Origin of the sequence: Acidovorax sp. M14, assembly GCF_049331375.1 — a bacterium.
Lineage (GTDB): Bacteria > Pseudomonadota > Gammaproteobacteria > Burkholderiales > Burkholderiaceae_C > Acidovorax.
Genome location: NZ_CP186263.1, coordinates 4134419 through 4153942, shown reverse-complemented (window position 1 = coordinate 4153942; position 19524 = coordinate 4134419). Strand labels below are relative to the sequence as shown.

At 64.0% G+C, this 19524-nt stretch carries 17 protein-coding genes; 8 read left to right on the top strand and 9 right to left on the bottom strand.

The annotated features are described in order from the left end of the window. Window positions 1-27 precede the first annotated feature (27 nt). The 4 genes from ACOYR4_RS19405 to ACOYR4_RS19390 all read left to right on the top strand — a co-directional run bounded on the left by ACOYR4_RS19405 (window position 28) and on the right by ACOYR4_RS19390 (window position 3412). Complete coding sequence (locus ACOYR4_RS19405; RefSeq protein ID WP_015015652.1) at window positions 28-513, top strand: CZB domain-containing protein; 486 nt, start codon at window positions 28-30, stop codon at window positions 511-513. A gap of 323 nt (window positions 514-836) precedes the next feature. Continuing rightward, on the top strand, window positions 837-1562 hold the full coding sequence (locus tag ACOYR4_RS19400) for a M48 family metallopeptidase (protein ID WP_422847736.1): 726 nt from the start codon (window positions 837-839) through the stop codon (window positions 1560-1562). Window positions 1563-1565: 3 nt separating this feature from the next. Then, window positions 1566-2342 (top strand): peptidoglycan-binding domain-containing protein, encoded by a 777-nt coding sequence (locus ACOYR4_RS19395; RefSeq protein ID WP_422847735.1) that lies wholly within the window; start codon window positions 1566-1568, stop codon window positions 2340-2342. Window positions 2343-2839: 497 nt separating this feature from the next. After that, complete coding sequence (locus tag ACOYR4_RS19390) at window positions 2840-3412, top strand: hypothetical protein (RefSeq protein ID WP_422847734.1); 573 nt, start codon at window positions 2840-2842, stop codon at window positions 3410-3412. Window positions 3413-3486: 74 nt separating this feature from the next. Here ACOYR4_RS19390 and ruvC read toward each other — a convergent pair whose 3' ends face one another. Genes ruvC through ACOYR4_RS19375 form a run of 3 tightly spaced genes read right to left on the bottom strand, consistent with a single transcriptional unit; the run spans window position 3487 to window position 5908 of the window. After that, window positions 3487-4035, bottom strand: a complete 549-nt coding sequence (gene ruvC / locus ACOYR4_RS19385; protein ID WP_015015650.1) for a crossover junction endodeoxyribonuclease RuvC — start codon at window positions 4033-4035, stop codon at window positions 3487-3489. A 58-nt stretch (window positions 4036-4093) separates the two neighbouring features. Then, on the bottom strand, window positions 4094-5086 hold the full coding sequence (locus ACOYR4_RS19380) for a phosphatidate cytidylyltransferase (protein ID WP_422847733.1): 993 nt from the start codon (window positions 5084-5086) through the stop codon (window positions 4094-4096). A gap of 60 nt (window positions 5087-5146) precedes the next feature. Continuing rightward, the gene (locus tag ACOYR4_RS19375) at window positions 5147-5908 is read right to left on the bottom strand and encodes a lysophospholipid acyltransferase family protein (protein WP_422847732.1); all 762 of its coding nucleotides are present in this window, start codon (window positions 5906-5908) and stop codon (window positions 5147-5149) included. Between the two features lie 539 nt (window positions 5909-6447). Between ACOYR4_RS19375 and ACOYR4_RS19370 the strand changes: the two genes are divergently transcribed. Beyond that, a complete protein-coding gene (locus tag ACOYR4_RS19370) occupies window positions 6448-7452 on the top strand; it encodes a cyanophycinase (protein WP_422847731.1) in 1005 nt (334 codons plus the stop codon). Window positions 7453-7489: 37 nt separating this feature from the next. On the opposite strand, the gene ACOYR4_RS19365 is transcribed toward ACOYR4_RS19370, so the two are convergent. After that, entirely contained in the window at window positions 7490-8401 is a 912-nt protein-coding gene (locus tag ACOYR4_RS19365) for an AraC family transcriptional regulator (protein ID WP_422847730.1), read from the bottom strand. 76 nt (window positions 8402-8477) lie between these two features. On the opposite strand from ACOYR4_RS19365, the gene ACOYR4_RS19360 reads away from it, so the two are divergent. Beyond that, window positions 8478-9926, top strand: coding sequence for a cytochrome P450 (locus ACOYR4_RS19360; RefSeq protein ID WP_422847729.1), 1449 nt, complete (start codon window positions 8478-8480; stop codon window positions 9924-9926). Window positions 9927-9953: 27 nt separating this feature from the next. Here the strand turns inward: ACOYR4_RS19360 and mtgA are convergent, their stop codons facing one another. From mtgA to ACOYR4_RS19340, 4 genes are read right to left on the bottom strand one after another with little or no spacing between them, the layout of a single operon-like run. Beyond that, window positions 9954-10688: a monofunctional biosynthetic peptidoglycan transglycosylase gene (mtgA, locus tag ACOYR4_RS19355; protein ID WP_015015645.1), complete on the bottom strand. Its 735-nt coding sequence runs from the start codon at window positions 10686-10688 to the stop codon at window positions 9954-9956. Window positions 10689-10705: 17 nt separating this feature from the next. Next, window positions 10706-11551, bottom strand: coding sequence for a shikimate dehydrogenase (gene aroE / locus ACOYR4_RS19350; RefSeq protein WP_422847728.1), 846 nt, complete (start codon window positions 11549-11551; stop codon window positions 10706-10708). A 44-nt stretch (window positions 11552-11595) separates the two neighbouring features. Further along, a complete protein-coding gene (locus ACOYR4_RS19345; RefSeq protein WP_422847727.1) occupies window positions 11596-12456 on the bottom strand; it encodes an energy transducer TonB in 861 nt (286 codons plus the stop codon). Between the two features lie 32 nt (window positions 12457-12488). Further along, window positions 12489-14564, bottom strand: a complete 2076-nt coding sequence (locus tag ACOYR4_RS19340) for a ribonuclease catalytic domain-containing protein (RefSeq protein WP_422847726.1) — start codon at window positions 14562-14564, stop codon at window positions 12489-12491. Between the two features lie 121 nt (window positions 14565-14685). Between ACOYR4_RS19340 and ACOYR4_RS19335 the strand changes: the two genes are divergently transcribed. Then, the gene (locus tag ACOYR4_RS19335; RefSeq protein ID WP_422847725.1) at window positions 14686-16302 is read left to right on the top strand and encodes a Wzy polymerase domain-containing protein; all 1617 of its coding nucleotides are present in this window, start codon (window positions 14686-14688) and stop codon (window positions 16300-16302) included. Window positions 16303-16339: 37 nt separating this feature from the next. Here ACOYR4_RS19335 and ACOYR4_RS19330 read toward each other — a convergent pair whose 3' ends face one another. Further along, on the bottom strand, window positions 16340-16924 hold the full coding sequence (locus ACOYR4_RS19330) for a YqiA/YcfP family alpha/beta fold hydrolase (protein ID WP_422847724.1): 585 nt from the start codon (window positions 16922-16924) through the stop codon (window positions 16340-16342). Between the two features lie 114 nt (window positions 16925-17038). On the opposite strand from ACOYR4_RS19330, the gene ACOYR4_RS19325 reads away from it, so the two are divergent. Further along, complete coding sequence (locus ACOYR4_RS19325) at window positions 17039-19477, top strand: protein kinase domain-containing protein (RefSeq protein ID WP_422847723.1); 2439 nt, start codon at window positions 17039-17041, stop codon at window positions 19475-19477. Window positions 19478-19524: the final 47 nt, after the last annotated feature.

The window sequence follows — 19524 nt, the reverse complement described above, 5'->3', positions numbered from 1 at the left end:
GGACCAGTCGTGCAAAAGGGATGACGCATGGGTTTTTTCAGCCGCTTGTTCAAGATCCGGGAGCAGGACCCCACCAGCCCCGAGACCACCTGGGCCATGGAAGACAACGGCAGCGAACTGGTGCTGGACGCTGAATACGCGGCCACGCTGATGACCGAGATCGATATCGATGCCGCCATCGCCAGCCACGAGCGCTGGCGCCTGCAGCTGCAGGACATGGTCAACGGCCGCTCCGACGAAGTCATGCGGCCCGAGCGCATCTGTCAGGACGACCGCTGCGACCTGGGTCGCTGGCTCTACGGCACAGGCCGGGTGCGTCTGGGGCACTACCCCGCGTTCGACATGCTGGTGGCGCGGCACAAGTACTTTCACCAGCAGGCGGCCGATGTAGTGACGGCCTTCCAGTCGGGCGACCAGCCCAAGGCGGCACAGCTGCTCAACGGCAGCTGCCGCCACGCGTCCAACCAGGTGCTGCTGCTGCTCAAGGAACTCAAGCGCGGTCTGGGGCGCTGAGACGCGTCGCTCCGAAGGGCGGATTCTTCTGCCAAGCCAGTCGGCCGTTTGAGGCCTTCACTTTCTATCGCGGGGCGTCAGGCCTTGTGGTGGCGAGGTGTCGTCAACCCTGTTGTGGGATGGCGGCCCGCACACAGCATCGGCACACAGCTCTTACATCTGCAGACAGGACCCACCCCCGGAAACAGGAGGTGGCGTCGCTATATTCCGGCGCATTTGAGAACCATTGCTTGCACAAGGTTGCTCAATAAAACATCCATACCTAAAGCAACGACCACAAAAAGAGAGGGAATTCGATGGACCGCCGCCAATTACTGACGCTTGTGACCCTGGCATCCGGCGTGAGTGCCGTATCGCCCGTCTGGGCGCAGTTTGACCTGGGCAAGATGCTCGACGCGGGCAAGGACCTGGCCAAATCCGAGTCGCTGACCGATGACGAAGTCAAGGCCGCCTTCGACCAGATGGCCGCCGAAAGCGACCGCCAGAACCGTATCGCCCCCTCAGGCAACCCGTATGCCACGCGCCTGAACAAGCTCACGGCGGGTTTGGGCACCTATGACGGCCTGAAGATGAACTTCAAGGTCTACCTCACCCCCGACATCAACGCCTTTGCCATGGCCAACGGCACCATCCGTGTGTACTCGGGCCTGATGGACAAGTTCACCGATGACGAAGTGCGCTACGTGATCGGCCACGAAATCGGCCACGTCAAAAAGGGCCACAGCAAGGCCCGTATCCAGGCCGCGCTGCGCACCAGCGCCCTGCGCAACGCCGTGTCGTCCAGCAACAGCCGCGCCGGCGCCATCGCCAACTCGCAACTGGGCGATCTGTTTGAAAAAGTGGTGCGCGCCCAGCACTCGCAAAGCAACGAGCGCGAGGCCGACGACTACGCCATGGGCTTTATGAAAGCCAAGCGCTACCAGCCCAGCGCCTGCGTGAGCGCTCTGCAAAAGCTTGCCGCGATGTCGGGCGGTGATTCGAGCAGCTTTCTGTCCACCCACCCCTCGCCAAAAGAGCGGGCGGAGCGGATGAAGACGCAGTTGGCTTGATCTATGAATAAAGGCAACGTCGAGATTTCTGCTCCTGTTGGAGCGTTGGCTGCTAACAAACCAAGTGACGTCAAACTGATTCAGAGCCTATTGAAGAGCCACGCAGTTGAGTTTTCGGGTTCTCGGTCATTCGGTATTAACGGTGTTTTTACATCAAGTCTCGTTGATGCGATTAAGGCATTTCAAACCGCTGGATCGATTCCTTATGTTACCCATGGTCGAGTAGAACCTCGGAGTCTCACATTACGCAGTTTAAATATGAGGCCTGAAGTATTTGGCTATCAGCAGAAAATCAAAATAAACGAAGTGATGGTGTCTGATGTACAGGATCAGGCTGTAGAGGTGTTCATTTTTGATGCCATGATGCTTAGTCCAGGATCTCAGTGGGGTCACGCTGCGGTAGATATTGATGATGTGATTTATACGCGAGCGCATTCACAATATTCATCCATTGCGAGGGGCAAGTATTTGCAGAATAATAGCTTTATTCGTGATTTTACTGGGTTGGTGCTTAAGGTTTCCTCGCGCGAGAAAAAAATCATGAAGCAAGAGTTCGAACGAAGAATCGCTGAACAGAAGCCGTACGACATTATTTCAAATAGCTGCTCTACAAATGTGGCTGAAGTTTTGGAGTCGATTGGGGTTCTTGCGCACGACCCTAGATTTCAGGTCAATCCGATATCGTTTAATGGTGTGACGCCGAAAGAATTACTGATTGTGGTATCTAGGTCTAATCGATTAATTGAGCGAATAAATTACAGCAAAGTAAAAAGTCAATGAAAATATTGTTGGTGTTTTTTGTTTGCATGTTATTGTCAGGTTGTTGGAGTTCTCCAGAGGGCCGTTGGGAAGCGGTTGAGCGCGTGGAGGTTTATAGGAATGATGATAGTTTCAAGGTTGTGTTTTATATTTCCCCTGGTGAGGTCTGTAGCATATCGCCGCGGTGGGAGATAAATAAGGCCGCTGCGTATAAAAAAGTCGTGTGTGAAAAGGGTGTTGGTTGGATTATGGATGATAGATTTTTTAAGAAAATTAATTAATCTTGGAATTGGAATTTGAGGGATTGCGGTAAGGTCTGTGGTGGGGTGTAATTTCCGTTTTTGGGTGGCAGTGAGGCTAAATGATGTTGAGAATTTTGAAATACTCAACGCGCCCTTTGTCTGTCCCTATTCTGGATGAATTTTTGGTCATCATCCATGGGATTGGTAGCGTTATTTGTTTTATAAAATTCTGATTAGTTGCCATGGCTGCCACCGTTATTCGGAGGAAACATAGTTATGTGTGAGGCAGACTGCTGGGGCCGGAAAACGCCATGGCGTAACGCTAGTTTTGGTGCTTTATGCTTGGTATTTACTGCTATTGCTGCGCCTATCGCAGTTGCTGCAAATATTCCTGACATCGATCGGGTGCCGGTAGAGCTGGAACCTTGGAGTGAAGAGATGAAGGACGGCATGGCACGTGCCTTGCGGATGACGCCCCATGCGTTTGTGGTCGTGCACACCCGTGTTGCCATCGAGCCTGTCATCGACGAGCGCACAGGGGCTAGTTTGCTGCATGGAGAAATGCCCTCAATAACAGAGGAGCGTCACATCTATGAGGCTCGGGTGCTAGAGACGCTGCGCGGCCGCACTATGCGGCGTATCCGCTACGAAGTAATTGTGGACAGCGGCGATAGCGCGGCTTTGTCCTCAAGGCCAGAAATTGTGATGTTGTGTCGAGGGGCGCGCGGTTTCTATGGGGCCGGCGTGGGTACGTCGTTCAGGGCCTCCCGTGATTCGGTAGTGCTTGCGCGGACTTTGGCAAAAGACTTGGCTAAAAAGCTCACAGACAAGTTTGGCTATTGCGATTGATGTGTGGACGCGGCGGGTGCCAAAAAGCCCTTCGAGGTCCATGCATGAGCTTGGCCCAGGGCCGATTTCTTTGTTCAATAACTCCGCCCATCCTTGTACATCGCATGCTGCCGCCGGTTCAGCGTGGCGGCTTCGCCCAGGCGGCCCATGGCGGACCCGGCATGGGCATGGGTGATGGCCATGCCCAGGCCATCGGCGGCGTCGGTGCCTGGCAGGCCTGGTAGTTGCAGCAGGCGCCGCACCATTTCCTGTACCTGGCTTTTGGCGGCGCGGCCGTGGCCGACCACGGCTTTTTTCATCTGCAGCGCGGTGTATTCGGCCACGGGCAGGTTGCTGGCCACCAGGGCGGTGATGGCGGCGCCGCGTGCCTGGCCCAGCAGCAGGGTGGACTGGGGGTTGACGTTGACGAACACGATCTCGACCGAGGCCACATCGGGTTGGTAGCGGGCTGCGACCTCGGTGATGCCGTCGAACAGGATCTTCAGGCGACCGGGCAGGTCGCCCAGTGCGAGGGTGGTGGTGCGGATGGTGCCGCTGGCCACGTAGCTGAGGTGGTGGCCGTCCATATCCACCACGCCGAAGCCGGTGGTCTGCAGGCCGGGGTCAATACCAAGGATGCGCATTTGCTCTCGTTTTTATAGCTATTGGGGCAATGGGGACTAGCGCTACCGGTCGATTTTTCTATAAACCGAAGTACCAGCGTGCCGAATGGAAGAAAACGGGCGCCGCAAAACACAGCGCATCCACCCGGTCAAGCAGGCCGCCAGCACCGGTGACGGACATACCCTGCATGCCCCAACTGGTGATGCCGCGGTCGCGCTTCAACGCCTTCATCACCAGGTGCCCCATGCTGCCCGCCACGCAGGCCAGCAGCGCCATGCCGAGCGCCTGGCCGGGCTTGAAGGGGGTGATGAAGGTGAGCAGCCCGCCCGCGAGGCCCCCGGCAGCCACGCCAGCCAGCCAGCTCGTCCACTGAAAGCTCTGGCTCACCTGCGGTGCCACCGGCTTGTGCGGAAAGCGCCGCCCCAGCAGGTGCTGCACCAGCATGCACGTCTGCACCACAAACACCAGGAAGAACACCAGAAACGCGCCCTTGTCGCGGTAGCCCGGAAAGTCCAGCAGCAGCAGCGCCGGCACGTGGCTCATGCCGTACACGCAGACCATGATGCCCCACTGCAGCTTGGCATTGCGCTCCAGAAAACGCTGGGGGTCATTGGCCAGTGCGCTCACCACCGGCAGCGCCAGGAACACGTACACGGGGATGAACACCGTGAACAGGTCAAAGTGCTTGCTGCCCACCAGCCAAAACTGCAGGGGCAGCACCACAAAGAACGCCAGCACCAGGCTGCGGTGGTCGCCCCGGCGGGTGGGCGACAGGGTGATGAACTCGCGCAGCGCAAAAAAACCCACGATGGCGAACAGCACGGTGGCCACTGTCTCGCCCAGTACCCAGCCCACCCAGAACACCGTAGCCATGACCCAGGAGGTCTTGAGCAGCCCCCAGAACCGCCGGGCCTCCAGGGCCTGGGCTTCGGCTTCGGGGTCGTCGCTCGGGTGCTCGCGCAGATTGCGCACAAAGGCCCACACGGTGACGATGGACAGGATGCCGAACACGACCAGGAACAAGGCCCCGATCTGCTGGGTGGCGGTGAGGTTGCGCAGGAATTGGTTCATGTCAGCGCGCGCTCCAGTGCGCAGCGTTCGGCAAGTTCAGGGGCTTCGCGCGGGTCATGGTCAGACTTCCCGCAGTGCAATGACGGCGCGGCGCGCGCGGTCGAGGAACGGGCGGCGTTCTTCACCCGCTTCGAGCTGGATGGGCGCGCCAAAGGTCACCGAACACAGGATGGGCACTGGCACCACTTCGCCCTTGGGCATCACGCGCTGCACGTTGTTGATCCAGGCGGGCACCAGCACCACCTGCGGAAACATCTGCGCCAGCTTGAACAGACCGGATTTGAAGGCCTGGGGCTCGTCGCCATGGCCGCGCGTGCCTTCCGGAAAGATCACGATGGAGTCGCCGCTCTCGAGGGCGCGCACCAGCGGGGCCAGCGGGTCCGATTCGGGCAGCGCGGCGCGCCGTTCTTCAGGCGTGGGTGCGCGGGGCAGCGCTTCGGGCGATGGGTCTGGGCCCCCGGCAGCTGCCGTGTCGGCATCGGCTGCGGCGGCCTGGGCCACGGTGGGATCGGCGGCCACGGGCGCTGCGGGCCGCGCGGGCGTGGCCTGGCGGTCCACATACACGGCGTTGAACACGGCGGTGGTGATCCACTGCCGGAACGGCGTCTTGGTCCAGTAGTCTTTAGCGGCAATGGGCCGCGTGATGCTGCGCAGCTCCTCGGGCAACGCCGCCCAGATCAGCACCATGTCGGCATGGCTCTGGTGGTTGGCAAAGTAGATACGCTGCTCGGCCTTGGGCGGACAGCCATACCAGCGGGCCTGGGAGCCGGTGAGAAACCGTACGATCCCCAGCAGAAGGAAACTCATCAACTTGGCAAGCATGGCGGGGATGATACGGGCAGGCTTCGATGCGCTTTGCCAAACGGTGTGCGCAGGAGCGCTAGGCATCCTCTGCACGAATCGAGCGGCAAGTGGGCACTGCGGATCGGGATGGGCTGCAAGGCGCAAAACGCAGCAATAGCCGCCGCTATTGCGAGTATTTGCAACGCCGCAGACCGCCCGAGCCCGCAGATGTACACGGCGCGCTGACTCGTGCAGAGGGTGCCTCGCAGCGTTTGCCTAGAATCCACCGCTTCCTTTCCCCCGCGCACCTTGTTTTGTGCGCCGCAGCGCCTATCTGGCCCGGTGCCTGATGTGCTGATGTGCGGGCCGCTGCTGGTGGCTGCGCGGCCGTGATTGCATGGTTCCTGCTCGCTCTACCCCGCCATGTTGGGCGGAGCGCCTTGCATTTTTGCCTCCCTTTTTCCTTCTGTGGGTCCATGGTTCTAGACATTGTGTTGTTGCTGCGCAGGTGCCTGCGCCCCTTGGGGCGACGCTCCGTTATGGCGTGGGCGGCGGCTTTGCTGCCGTGCCTGTGGGGGATGCATTTCGCCCAGGCGCAGCCCGCCACGGCGGGGGCGCCCTGGGTGGCCGCGCCCGCCTCTCCGGTCGCATCCCCCGCCTTGCCTGGAGCTACCACCCCGCCCGCAGCGCCATTGGCAGCACTGCCCCCGTCTGCGCAGGCGGGCTCTGCCAATGCGGCGAGGCTGGCGGCCGTCTTGCGGCTCTTTGTCCGGCCGCAGGGCCACTTGCTGATCGTGGGGGGAGGAGAAACGCCTGTCAGCGTGCAGCAGCGGTTTGTGGCGCTGGCCGGGGCAGAGAACGCCCGCATTGCCGTGTTTCCCATGGCCAGTTCCAAGTCGGACGAGGAGGCCCTGGAAGTGGCTCGCGACTTCAGCCGCCTGGGCGCGTTTGCGCAGGTGGTGGACATCCGCCCCGGTGAGGCCAACAGCGCTGCCGTGGTGCAGATGCTGGAGGGCTTCACGGGATTCTGGTTCTCCGGCGGCGACCAGTCGCGCCTGTCCACGCTGCTGGTGGGCACCCGCGCATTGCAGACCATCGAGTCGCGCTACGTGGCCGGGGCGGTGGTGGGCGGAACGTCGGCCGGGGCCTCGGTCATGAGCCGGTTGATGCTCACCGGCAAATGGCGGGCGCCGCGCAACTCCGATGAAGAAGAGCAGGTCAACATCGCCCGGGGCATGAAGGAGCTGGCACCCGGTTTTGGCCTCTTCCGGGGTGCGATCGTGGACCAGCATTTCATGCACCGTGCCCGCTACAACCGCCTCATCAGCGCGGTGCTGGACCACCCCCAGCTGATCGGTGTGGGCATTGACGAGGAAACCGCCCTGCTGGTGCGCCCGGACGGCATATGGGAGGTGCTGGGCAACTACTACGTCAAGCTCTTTGACGCCCGCCGGGCGCAGATCGTGGACGACGACGGCCCCATGGCCAAGGCTGCGGATATCCGCATGCATGTGCTGCCCGAGGGCGGCCTCTTCGACCCGCAGCGGCGCCGGGTGACCTTCCAGGAAACGCACATTCCGTGATTGGAATCGCCCCCGGGCCTTGTTCCGCGTTGTTGCCCTATACCCAGATCCGGTACACCCAGAACGCCTCGTCGCCATAGATGCCGTCATACAGCGCCTGCGGTGCGTAGCCGGTGATGCGGCGCGTGACGCGGCACAGGTGTGATTGGTCGGAGAACCCGGCGCCCGCTGCCACATCGGCCCATTTGACCGAGCCCTGCGCAGCCTCGGCGGCGATGGTGTCGAAGAACGCCTGCTCGGCCTTGCCAAAGCCGCGCAGCTCGCGCAGGGGCAGTCCGGCCCAGCGCTTGATGCGCCGCTCCAACTGGCGCAGGCTGCGGCCTGGGGCGGACAGGGCGGCGCGCTGTGCGAGGTGTGCAGCCCAGTCGCCGTAGCGCTGTGTGGGCAAGGATTGTGCGGGGCGGCAGGCCTGCCAGCGGGGCTCCAGAAAGTCTTCCAGGTGCTGCAGGCGGGTCGCGTTGTCGGGCAGGTTCTGCACTGCCTCGCACAGCGCCAGCCAATCGGGTCGCAACAGCGATTGCGCGTCCACCATGCGATCGGTCAGGGCCCCAGGGTCCACGCCGGTGAGCTGGTGCAGCGCGTCGGGCATGAACATCACCATCATGGCGTGTGTGGGGCCTGCGCAGTAGCTGGAGGTGGGGCGGGTCTGCGGGCCGGCCAGCACCCAGGGGCCGGGGTAGGCCTCGCGCGGGCTGTGCTCCGTGGGCATGGAGTCGGGACGCTCGGCCACCAGGGCCTCGCTGCGGCCTTCAAACCACCAGCTCAGGCTGCACAGCGGCGAGGCCGGAAAGCGGTTGATGCGCTGTGCATCGCTGAGCGTGCGGCCCACCGTGTTGCGCGCGATGGCAGCACGCAGGCAGGCCGTGAGACTGGGGCGCGGCAGCCACAGCTCGCCCGAGGGGATCAGCCCGGCAGGGTGCCGAGGGGAGAGGGGGGCCAAGCTTGCCATGGGGCGCGAGTGTAGGCGACGGGGGCTGTCGCAATCGTTCAATACCAAGTCGTCGCTGCGCTGCAGCATGTGGGGCATGAACACGACCACAGTCACCACCTCGTCTGTTTCTTCTGTTGCTTCTCCCACTCCTCCCACCACGCCTGCAACGCCACGCGGCCCGCGAACCCGCTGGTGGGGCCTGCCGCTGCTGCGCGCCATGCGGTCCGACTACCTGGGCTTTGTCACCCAACTGCAGCGCGAGCATGGCGACCTCACCCGCATGCGTTTAGGGTACGAAGATGCGTGGGACCTGATGCACCCCGATCTGGTGCGCGAAGCACTGGTCACCCATGCCGACCAGCTCATCCGCTGGGAGCGTGGCATGGAGGTGTTCGAGGAAGTGTTTGGCCAGAGCGTGCTGGTGACCGAAGGCGACACCTGGCAGCGCCAGCGCCGCATGCTGATGCCCGCCTTCACCCCTAAGCGGGTGGCAGGCTACGCGCAGTTGATGACCGATGCCGCCCGCAGCGCGCTCGACGCGGCCGTGCCGCGAGGCCAGCCCGGTGCGCTGGTGGCGGTGGATGCGCTGTGGACGGACGTGGCCATGGACGTGATCCTGCGCACGCTGTTCAGCACCTCGGCGCAGGCCGATGCGCGCGAAGCCGCCTGGGCCACGCAGACGCTGTCAGAAGCCGCCTTCCACGAAATGTTCATGCCCTTCACGCTACCCGACTGGCTGCCCCTGCCGGGCAAGGCTGCCAAGCGGCGCGCCATCCGGTCGCTGAAGGGGCTGGTCTGGCGCCACATCCACGCCCGCCAGGCCGAGGTGGCCGCACCCGGTGCCCCGGAGCGCTCAGACCTGCTGCACATGCTGCTGGCGCTGCGCGACGAGCAAACCGGCGAGGCCTTGTCGGCGCAAGAGGTGTTTGACCAGTGCATCGTCAGCTTCCAGGCCGGGCACGAAACCAGCGCCACCACGCTGCTGTGGTGGACCCTGCTCATGGCCCAGCACCCCGAGGCCGCACTGCGCGCCCAGGCCGAGGTCGATGCCGTGTTGCAGGGCGGCACCCCCGGCCCCGAGCATCTGGCCCAACTGCCCTGGCTGGGTGCCACGCTCAAAGAGGCGCTGCGCCTGTACCCCCCGATCGCCGCGCTGATGAGCCGCCGCACCACCGCGCCCATCACGCTGGGCGGCGTGCCGGTGCCCCAGGGCGCCATGCTGCGCATCACCCCCTGGGTGTTGCACCGCGATGCGCGCTGGTTTGCCGAGCCGGACCGTTTTGTGCCCGAGCGATTTCTGGACGGCGCGCCACCCATCCCCCGGGGCGCGTGGATTCCGTTTGGCCTGGGGCCGCGCGTGTGCATTGGCCAGCACTTTGCGATGCTGGAGATGACGCTGCTGGCGGCGATGCTGCTGCAGCGCTACACGGTGCGGCTGCCGGTGGGGGGCGCCGTGGGAGCGCCCCGGTTTCAAGTGACACTGCGGCCGGAGGGGACGTCTGCGCTGTGGCTGCAGCGGCGCGATGCGCCGCAGGGGCGATAAGGCGCGCTGTTTAGCGGTGGGTGACGTTCAGGGCAACTCCGCGCCGCCCATGCGCCCCAGGATCGTGCGCGTGCGCCCGGCCAGGTAGGCCGATCCGGGCGTTTTCTCAAAGCGCTTGGGCGCAGGCAGCATCACGGCCAGGCGTGCGGCCTCGGCGGTGTTCAGGCGGCTGGCGCTTTTGCGGAAGTAGTGCTGCGCAGCGGCCTCGGCGCCGAACACGCCCTCGCCCCATTCCACGTTGTTGAGGTAGATCTCCAGGATGCGCTGCTTGGAGAGCAACTGCTCCAGCGCCAGCGTGAGCACGAACTCCTGCCCCTTGCGCAGCAGCGTGCGTTCGCCCGACAGCAGCAGGTTCTTGGCCAGCTGCTGGGTGATGGTGGAGCCGCCCCGGATCTTGGGGGCACGCACCGGGCGCTCGGGGGCGCGGGCCTGCGCCTTGCTGGCCTGGGCTTCGGCCTTGGCGTTGCGCTCCCAGGCTTTTTCGATGGCGTTCCAGTCCACGCCGTCGTGGTTCACAAAACCATCATCCTCCGATGCGATCACCGCGCGCTTGAGGTGGTCGGAGATGTCCGCATACCGCACCCATTGCTGGCGCCAGGGCACATGGCCTTTGCTGGCCAGCAGCGTCCAGGCTTCGGAGCGCTGAAAGGTGGTGGACTCGGGGTTGATGGCCGCCATGGCGGCGATGCGCAGCACAAAGAACAGCTGCAGCGCCACGAAGGCAATCACCAGCAGTCCCAGCCAGCGCAGCACGGCTTTCATCGTGGCGTCCCCGGGGCTCAGGCGGTGGCAGACTGCTGCATTTCGCGCAGCACCTGGGCCGACGGCGGGCGTACGCCGCGCCACAGCAAGAAAGCCTCGGCGGCTTGCTCCACCAGCATGCCCAGGCCGTCGCGGGGCACCGCGCCGTGCTGCCGGGCCCAGTCGAGGAAGCCCTGCGCTGCAGGGCCGTACATCATGTCGTAGGCCAGGGCGCCGGGGCGCAGCACGCTGGCGGGCACCGGGATGCCGCCGCCAGAAAGGCTGCTGGCCGTGGCGTTGATGATTACATCGAAATGGGCCGATAGCGCTAGTGGATCTTGTGCTGATAGCTCTGCTTTTTGTAGCGCGGCCAGGGCACTGTGCGACTGCACCAGCGCCTGCGCCTTGGCCAGGGTGCGGTTGGCCACGGTGATGTGGCGGGCCCCCGCCAGCAACAGCGGGCCCAACACGCCTGCGGCGGCGCCCCCGGCGCCCACCAGCAGCACATCGCGCCCGGCCAGCGACACGCCCGCGTTGCGCGTGATGTCGGCCACCAGGCCCAGGCCGTCGGTGTTGTCAGCGTAGATGCTGCCGTCGGCGCGGAAGGTGAAGGTGTTCGCCGCACCCGCCAGTTGCACGCGCTCGCTGCATTCGGTCGCCAGGCCTGGCGCTTCGGTCTTGAAGGGCACGGTGACGTTGCAGCCGCGCCCGCCTTCGGCAGCGAACGCGCGCACGCCTTGGGCAAAACCGTCCATGGGCACCAGGCGGCGTTCGTAGGCGATGGACTCGTCCGTGAGTTCGGCAAAACGGGCGTGGATGGCGGGCGAGCGGCTGTGCGCCACCGGGTTGCCCATCACGCAGTACAGGTCGGGGGTTTGGCTCATGACAAAAGCTTGTGCGGGTGGCTCCGCGGGGGCCGCGCCGGGAACTACCGGACGGTGGTTTCGAGGGTCTGGTCGCGGGTGAACTTGAAGCGCGCCACCATGGCGATCTGGTCGGCCTTTTTGCGCATATCGGCGCCGAAGGCTCCAAAGGGACCGGCGGCACGGGCGATGGCTTCGGCACGGCGGTCCAGGGTGCTGTTGCCCGAGCCTTGCACGATCTCGGTGCCCAGCACGCGGCCGTCGTGGTTGACGGTGACGATCATGGTCAGCTCGCCATACAGCTTGCGCCCGGCCTGTTCGGGGAAGTTCTCGGTGCCTTTGTCCTCGACCTTGCGGCGCAACGCGTCGTAGTAGATGGCGTAGGCCTCTTCGCGCGTGGCAGGGCTGATGTAGCGCTTCTTGGGGCGCGAGTTTTCTTCGTTGATGCGCTTTTCGATCTCGGCCAGCAGCTTGACGAGCTGGCGGCGCTTTTCCTGTTCGTTCGCCTGGTCGGCGCTCTGGCTGGGCTTGCGTGGGTCGGGCTCGGGCATGGTGGCGAGTTGCTTGCGCAACTGGGCCAGCAGTTGCGCCTGCTGCTCCTGCATCGCGTCCATCTTGCGCTGGGCTTCTTCGTAGTCGTCACCCACCGTGGTCAGCGCGGTGTACGGCAGGGGGCTGGTGGCCCGGCCCTTCTCTGCATCGCCACCGCCCGCCAGATTGGCCTGGGCAATCGCCTGGGCCTTGTCGGGGCGCTCGTTGGACTTGGCGTTGACCAGGATGACTTCGAGTGGCGTGTCCTGGAACACGCGGTTGAAGCCCTCGGGGTCGATGAAGCGCACCGAGATGAGCGCAGCATGCACGGCGATGGAGACGCCCAGCGCCAGCTGCAGCGTGCTGAAGGTGCGGAGGAAGGCAGGGAGTTTCATCGCCGGCAATTATCAGGGGGCTGTCCGGGGCTTCAAGCGGTGGGGGCCGCTGCAGCAGCATCGGCAGGGGCCTCGTTCACATCCACCGCAATCGCAATCGGGCCGGCCACGGTGTCGTCGTCCTCGGCATCATCCACGGGGCCATCGTCGCTGGTGTCTGCGGGGTCGTCCAGGCGCTCGATCACGGTGCCGTGGATGTCCAGGGTGATCTCATCCACCTCGCCCAGCTTGACCTTGAGGCGCGCGCCGCGCGGCAGGTTCTGCGCGCCCAGCACGGGGAAGACCAGCGGAATGTCGTCCGCGCGGACGAGGAAGCTGCCGCCCGGGCCTTCCTTGAAGACAGTAGCGTTCAGCTCGGTGATGCCGTTCTGCTCCACGTACTTCAGCGTCCAGAAGCGTTCCATGCCCGCCTGGTAGCCGTTGTAGGCGCTGTAGGCCGCGTCAAAACTGCTGATGATGGAGAACAGGTCGGCGTCCTTGGGCTTGAAGGGCGCGGCCAGCGCGGCCGTCTTGCCGTGGCGCGCGCAGGCAATGATCTGCCACTGGTTCACCAGGTCGGTGTAGCGGCGCAGGGGCGACGTGGCCCACGAATACGCTTTGACGCCGATGCCCGCGTGCGGCAGCGCCTTGGTGCCCATGCGCACCTTCACGCCCGGCGCCATGCTGGCCTGGCTGCGGTAAATGCCGGGAACGCCCAGCTCCGCCATCCAGCTGCCCCAGGTGCTGTTGGCCACGATCATGGCCTCGGCCACGATCAGGTCCAGAGGCGCGCCGCGCTGGCGCACGCTGATCTGCACTTGCTCGTCGCCGGTGGGCTCGGCACCGTTGTTGCCGACCAGACGGAAGTTGTAGTCCGGCCGGTTGAAGTTTTCGGGCTTGCCGCGCACGACTTCGCGGCGGGCCTTGAGGTCCTTGGCGAGGCGGTGCAAAAACGATAGCTGCGGGCGCAATTCGGACAAGCGCTGCGGGTCACTTTGGTGCTCAAACGCCGGGTTGGTGAGCCATTCTTCCGTCACCACGCTGTCGAGCTGGTCGTGGCGCAGGTTGGCGGCCACATGCACGCGCTCCAGCTTGGTCTCGGAGCCTTTGAACTCCAGCGTCGCTTCGTCGATGGTCACGTACAGCGACACGGCCGGGTTGGCGCGGCCTTCGTCCAGCGTGTAGGTCTGCACCACGTCGTCGGGCAGCATGGTGATCTTGTAGCCCGGCATGTAGACCGTGGACAGGCGCGCACGGCCGAGCTGGTCGATGGCGCTGCCTGGCTGGATGGCCAGGCCGGGCGCGGCGATGTGGATGCCCAGCACCACGGTGCCGGTGCCCAGGCCCTGCACGGACAGCGCATCGTCGATTTCGGTGGTTTGCGAATCGTCGATGGAATACGCCTGCGCGGTGGACAGGGGCAGCTCGTCGGCAATGACGGGCGCCGTGACGGCCGGAAAGCCCGTGCCCTTGGGGAAGTTCTCGAACAAAAAGCGCTTCCAGTGGAACTGGTAGGCCGAGTCGATGGCGCCCGCTTTTTGCAGCAGATCGAGCGGCGCGGTGTGCGTGGCGCGGCTGGCCTCGACCACGGCCTTGTACTCGGGCGCGTTCTTGTCGGGCTTGAACAGGATCTTGTAAAGCTGGTCGCGGATGGGCTGCGGGCATTCGCCCCGGCCCAGTTGGGCGGCCCATTCGTCGATTTGCGCGAGGATGGCCTTCTTCTTCTCGATGGCGGCCAGGGCTTGCTGCAGGATCTCGGCCGAGGCCTTCTTGAAGCGGCCCTTGCCCGCACGGCGGAAGTAGTGCGGTGCGTCGTACAGGCGGAACAGCGCACCGGCCTGCTGGGCCAGGGTGGCGTTCTCGGAGAAATAGTCGCGCGCCAAGTCGGCAAAGCCGAACTCGTCTTCAGGCGCAAATTCCCACGCCAGATCCAGCTCGATGGTCTCCGCCACGGCCTGGGCCTGGGCAATGAGTTCTGCCGGGGCGGGTTTTTCGAACTTCAGAAGGATGTGGGCGGCCTTGACCTTGACCCGTTTGCCCGAGTCCAGCTCCACTTGGGCGGAGGTATCGGCTTCGGACAGGATACGGCCGGCGAGAAATTTGCCGGCTTCTTCAAACAATGCGTGCATAGCGGCGATTGTCCCATGGGCTCACACCGACCTGGCGGGACAAGCTGCCGTAGCCAGCCCCTATGATGTCCATCACTTCGCCGACGCCGTACTAGCGTTGAATCTATTTCGAGTGATCTCCATGCTTTTTGACGCCGTTGCTGCGCCTTTTTTTTTGCTGGCCCTGACACTGCCCTTTGTCTTTGGGTACACCCAGCCACCCATAGCTAACTTCTGGCCCCTAGTGGCTTCTTGGACATGCGGGCTTCTGGTGCTGCTACTTTGGTGGGCGCGCTGCGTACATGCTCGTGATCGCTTGGGGCACATGCCGCCTATGGTCAAGGCTGGTGGCGGACGAGTATTTATTGCCACACACCTTGCTGAAGGTTTATTGCTTGCCGCATTGCTGAGCAGCGTTATAGGCTTGGTTCAATACTTTGGAGGGGATGTAGGGTTGGCGCCATGGCTTCAGGCCTCAACGCCTGGTCAAGCCATAGGCAATCTGCGCCAACGCAACCAGCAAGCGACGCTGATAAGTCTTGGGACTTGGGCTCTATTGTGGATACTGGCGCAGATCCAAGTGCGACTGGAGACAATAGAAAAGGGAGTGACGGTGCAGCAGGTACTGCAAGGAGGAGGGCGGCCCTGGCCCTCCTGGCTGGTGGGAATCTTGTTAGCTTGGGGAATAGCGCTACTTGCGATCGGGGGCGCGGCTACTGCATCGCGCACAGGCGCGGCGGAGTGGGTTCTGATAGTAACGCTGATGCTGTTTTGGCGCGCTAGTTATGGTCGCGTGGCCTTGGGCTTGGCGATGGTGGGCATCCTACTTTACGCTGTGGCCGCTTGGCTGCTACCGCGCTTGCTATTTGATTGGACCGGGTTTACCACTGATGGCTTGTTCTCGCGCATATTGGGACATGAGCAAGATTGCACCAGCCGAAGGGTTCTCTGGGAGAACGTGCTTTATTTGATAGCACAAAGACCCTGGGTGGGCTGGGGTTGGGGGGAGCTGGATTACGCGCACTATGTCACCTTATTCCCGGGAAGCCGATTCTGCGTGCTGCTCGATAACGCTCACAATTTGCCTTTGCACCTAGCTGTGGAGTTGGGCTTACCTGTGGCGGTGTTGGTTTGCTTGGCTCTGATCCTTTGGTTGGTGCAGGCAAGGCCTTGGAACGAAAGGGATCCAGTACGCCAGCTGGCTTGGGGGGTGCTTGCAATTGTGGGCTTGCACAGCATGCTGGAATTTCCACTCTGGTACGGACCATTCCAGCTGGTGTCCGTTCTTGCTGTGGCCTTGTTGTGGAGAGGCGCTTTGCCGCGATGGGTTTTTTCGCCGCTAGCAAAGGTTGCGGGGGGCGTTGCGTTGGTCGGAGTCGCGGCTGTCGGTTGGATAGTTGCATCGGACTATTACCGGGTTAGCATGCTCTATCGCCCGGTGATGTTGAGACCAGCGGCTTATCGTGAGGACACGATAGCGAAAGTGTCTGACACCGCTTTTTTCCCCGATCAAGTGGATTTTTCTCTGCTGTCCACTACCCCTTTGACTAGAGATACAGCACCTCAGATTTATGTCATCGCTAATGCGCTGCTGCATTTCTCCCCTGAACCTCGTGTCATCGAGGCAGTTATTGAAAGCTCGCTGTTGATGGAAAAAGAAGACGAGGCTGCGTTCCACATGAAGCGCTACCGGATTGCATATCCAGCAGAATATGCACGTTGGAGAAGTACAGCGGAGAAGGTGCCTCGGCCTCAGTGATTCCGTCTCCCGCTGCGTATCAATTAGGGGTATTGGTCTAACCAAGGTCCAAGAACTCTGCCACAAGTTGCAGGTAGTCCCCATAGTTGCCCAGCGCGTGGTCGCCCCCCTCCAGCACCACCTGCTCAGCTTGCGGGTAGCGCCCCACCATCTCACGCCAGTCCAGCACTTCGTCGCCCTTGGCAATCAGGGCCAGTTCGCGGGCGGCAGCGGGGCGGGCCCGCATGTCCAGGGCCTGCAACTCTTCGATGTACTCCGGCAAAAAATAAAAGCGCTCGCTCGGGTCGTGCCAGCTGGTCTGCTCGCCGATGTAGCGGGCGAGGTCGCGTGCCGGGTCCACAGCGGGGTTGAGCATCACGCTGGGGCAACCCGCGTACTGCGCCACCCAGCTGGCATAGAAGCCGCCCAGCGACGAGCCAATCACGGCCATCGAATCCCGGGGCCAGCTGGCAATGCCCTGCGCTACCAGCGCCATGGCGGCCCGGGGCGATGGTGGCAGCTGCGGGCACCAGAAGGTCACGGAAGGGTGGTGGGCCGCCACGTGGGCCGCAGTCTGGCGCGCCTTGGCCGACGAGGGGGACGAGCGAAAACCGTGCAGGTACAGCAGGTGGGTGGTGGTCATGACGCAGAAAGTGATCGGGGCAGGGGAATCACTGCTTTTACCGGGCTGGCGCAGGCATAAGATGTGCGCACCAGGGCGCCACACCGTGCGGCGCCTGGTTTTGCTACTCGCACCATGACCGATTTTGCCCCGCTTTCCACTGCCAGACGATGGGCGCTCGGATCAGGCGACAAGCCGCCTGCGTCGCTGGGGCGGTTTGAACTCAAGAAGCAACTGGGCAGGGGCGCCCAGGCCACCGTGTGGCTGGCGCTGGACCCGCGCCTGCAGCGCGAGGTGGCCATCAAGCTGATGCGCCCCATGCAGGACCAGGACCCCTCCGTGCTGGAGCAGTGGCTGCGCGAGGCCCGCCACGTGGGGCGTCTGGCCCACCCCTACATCGTGCCGGTGTTCGAGGCCGATGTGCAGGGCGCGCAGCCCTACATCGTGTTCGAGTACGTGCCCGGAAGCACGCTGGCCGAGCACCTGGCCCAGCAGGGGCGCTGCACGCCCCACGATGCCGTGGCGCTCATGGTGGATGTGCTTGATGGCTTGCACGCCGCCCACCAGGCGGGCATCGTGCACCGCGATCTCAAGCCGTCCAACATCATGATCGACGCGCACCGGCACGCCCGGGTGATGGACTTTGGCATGGCGGCCCCTGTCCAGGCCGCACCGGATGCGCAACTGGCGAGCGGCACGCCTGCCTACATGGCGCCGGAGGCTGCGGCGGGCGCCGCGCCCACCCCCGCGATGGACGTGTATTCCGCTGGCTTGGTGCTCATCGAGATGCTGACCGGGCGCCCCCTTATCCACCAAAAGGACACCTGGCAGGCGCTGTACCGCATTGCCAACGAAAACCTGGCCCTGCCCGCCGACCTGGGCCCCGGCGTGGACGATGGCCTGCGCGCCATTCTTCAACGGGCCATGGCGCGTGACCCGGCGCAGCGCTACGCCACGGCGGCGGACTTTCGGGATGCGTTGCGCGCCTGGGCGGCACCGGCCAGTGCGCCATCGGCTGCCAGCAACGCCACGCTGGACTTTTTGCTGCGGCGCATGCGCCACAAGAGCGACTTCCCGGCCTTGTCGGATTCGGTGGCGCGCATCCAGCGGGTGGCCAATTCGGAAGACGACAGCATCAGCGACCTGACCCACGAAATCCTGAAAGACGTGGCGCTCACCAACAAGCTGCTGCGTCTGGTCAACAGCGTGCATTACGCCCACGCCAGCCGGGGCACCATCAGCACCGTGTCTCGCGCGGTGAGTCTGGTGGGCTTCAATGCGGTGCGCAACATGGCGCTGAGCCTGGTGTTGCTGGACCACATGCAGGACAAGGCCCATGCCAGCCAGATGCGCGAGGAATTTTTGCGCGCCATGATGGCGGGCTCGGTTGCGGCCGAACTGTGCAGCACCAGCCAGGCGGCCGAAGAGGCCTTCATCGGCGCGATGTTCCAGAACCTGGGGCGCATGCTGTGCGAGTTCTACTTTCCCGAAGAGGCGCGGCAGGTGCGCAGCCTGGTGGCGTCCGGGCGGCTGGAAGGGGGCGAGGAGGCCGCGTCCGTCCAGGTGCTGGGCCTGGGGTTTGAAGACCTGGGTGTGGGCGTGGCGCGCGTCTGGGGCTTGCCCGACAGCCTGCAGCGCTGCATGCGCAAGCCCCTGGGCTCGCCCATGCAGCGTGCGCCCGAGCAGGGCGTGGAGCGTTTGCGCTGGGCCGCCATGGCGGCCAACGAGGTCGCCAGTGCCCTGTTGTTCAGCGAGCCCGCCCAGCTGGAGGGACAACTGGGACAGGTGGGCACACGCTACGCCCGCACGCTGGCGCTGTCGGCCGAGGCCATTGCCGACGCCACGCTGCGCGCGCGGCACAAGCTGGTGGCGCTGGCCGAGGCGCTGGACCTGCGCGTGGACCCCGACACGCCGGCGGCCCGCCTGCTCAAGTTGCCCTCGGCCGCTGGGGCGCAAGCCGCACCCGACGACGCCTTGGGCGCCCACGAGTTGCGGGTGACGGAAACCCAGCCCCTGCCCGCCGTGCTCGAATCCCAGGCAGGTGGCGCAGTGTCGGTAGCGCAGGTCAATGAAGTGCTGGCGGCAGGCATCCAGGACATCACCAACGCGATGGTCGAGAGTTTTCAGCTCAACGATGTGCTGCGAATGATCCTGGAGACCATGTTTCGCGCCCTGGGTTTTCGGCGCATGGTGTTTTGCCTGCGCGAGGCCCGCACCGACATGCTGACCGGCCGCTTTGGCCTGGGGGAGGGCAGCGAGGGGGCGGTCCGGGCCCTCAAAGTGCCGCTCAAGGCCCAGGGCGACCTGTTTGCCGCCGTGTGCCTGCGCGGCGCCGACACCCTGATCAACGACGCTACCGAGCCCCGCATGCAGGCGCGGCTGCCCGAGTGGTACCGCAAGGGCGTCAATGCGCCGTCGTTTCTGTTGCTGCCGCTGCAGATCAAGGGGCAGCCCTTTGCCCTCATTTATGCCGACCAGGCCACGCCGGGCGGCATTGTGGTGGACGACAAGGCCTTGGGCCTGCTGCGCACCCTGCGCAACCAGGCGGTGATGGCCTTCCGGCAGGCGGGGTAGGGCTGCGGCTCGCGATGTCCCTGCAGGGGCGTGGGCTGCTCTGGTGT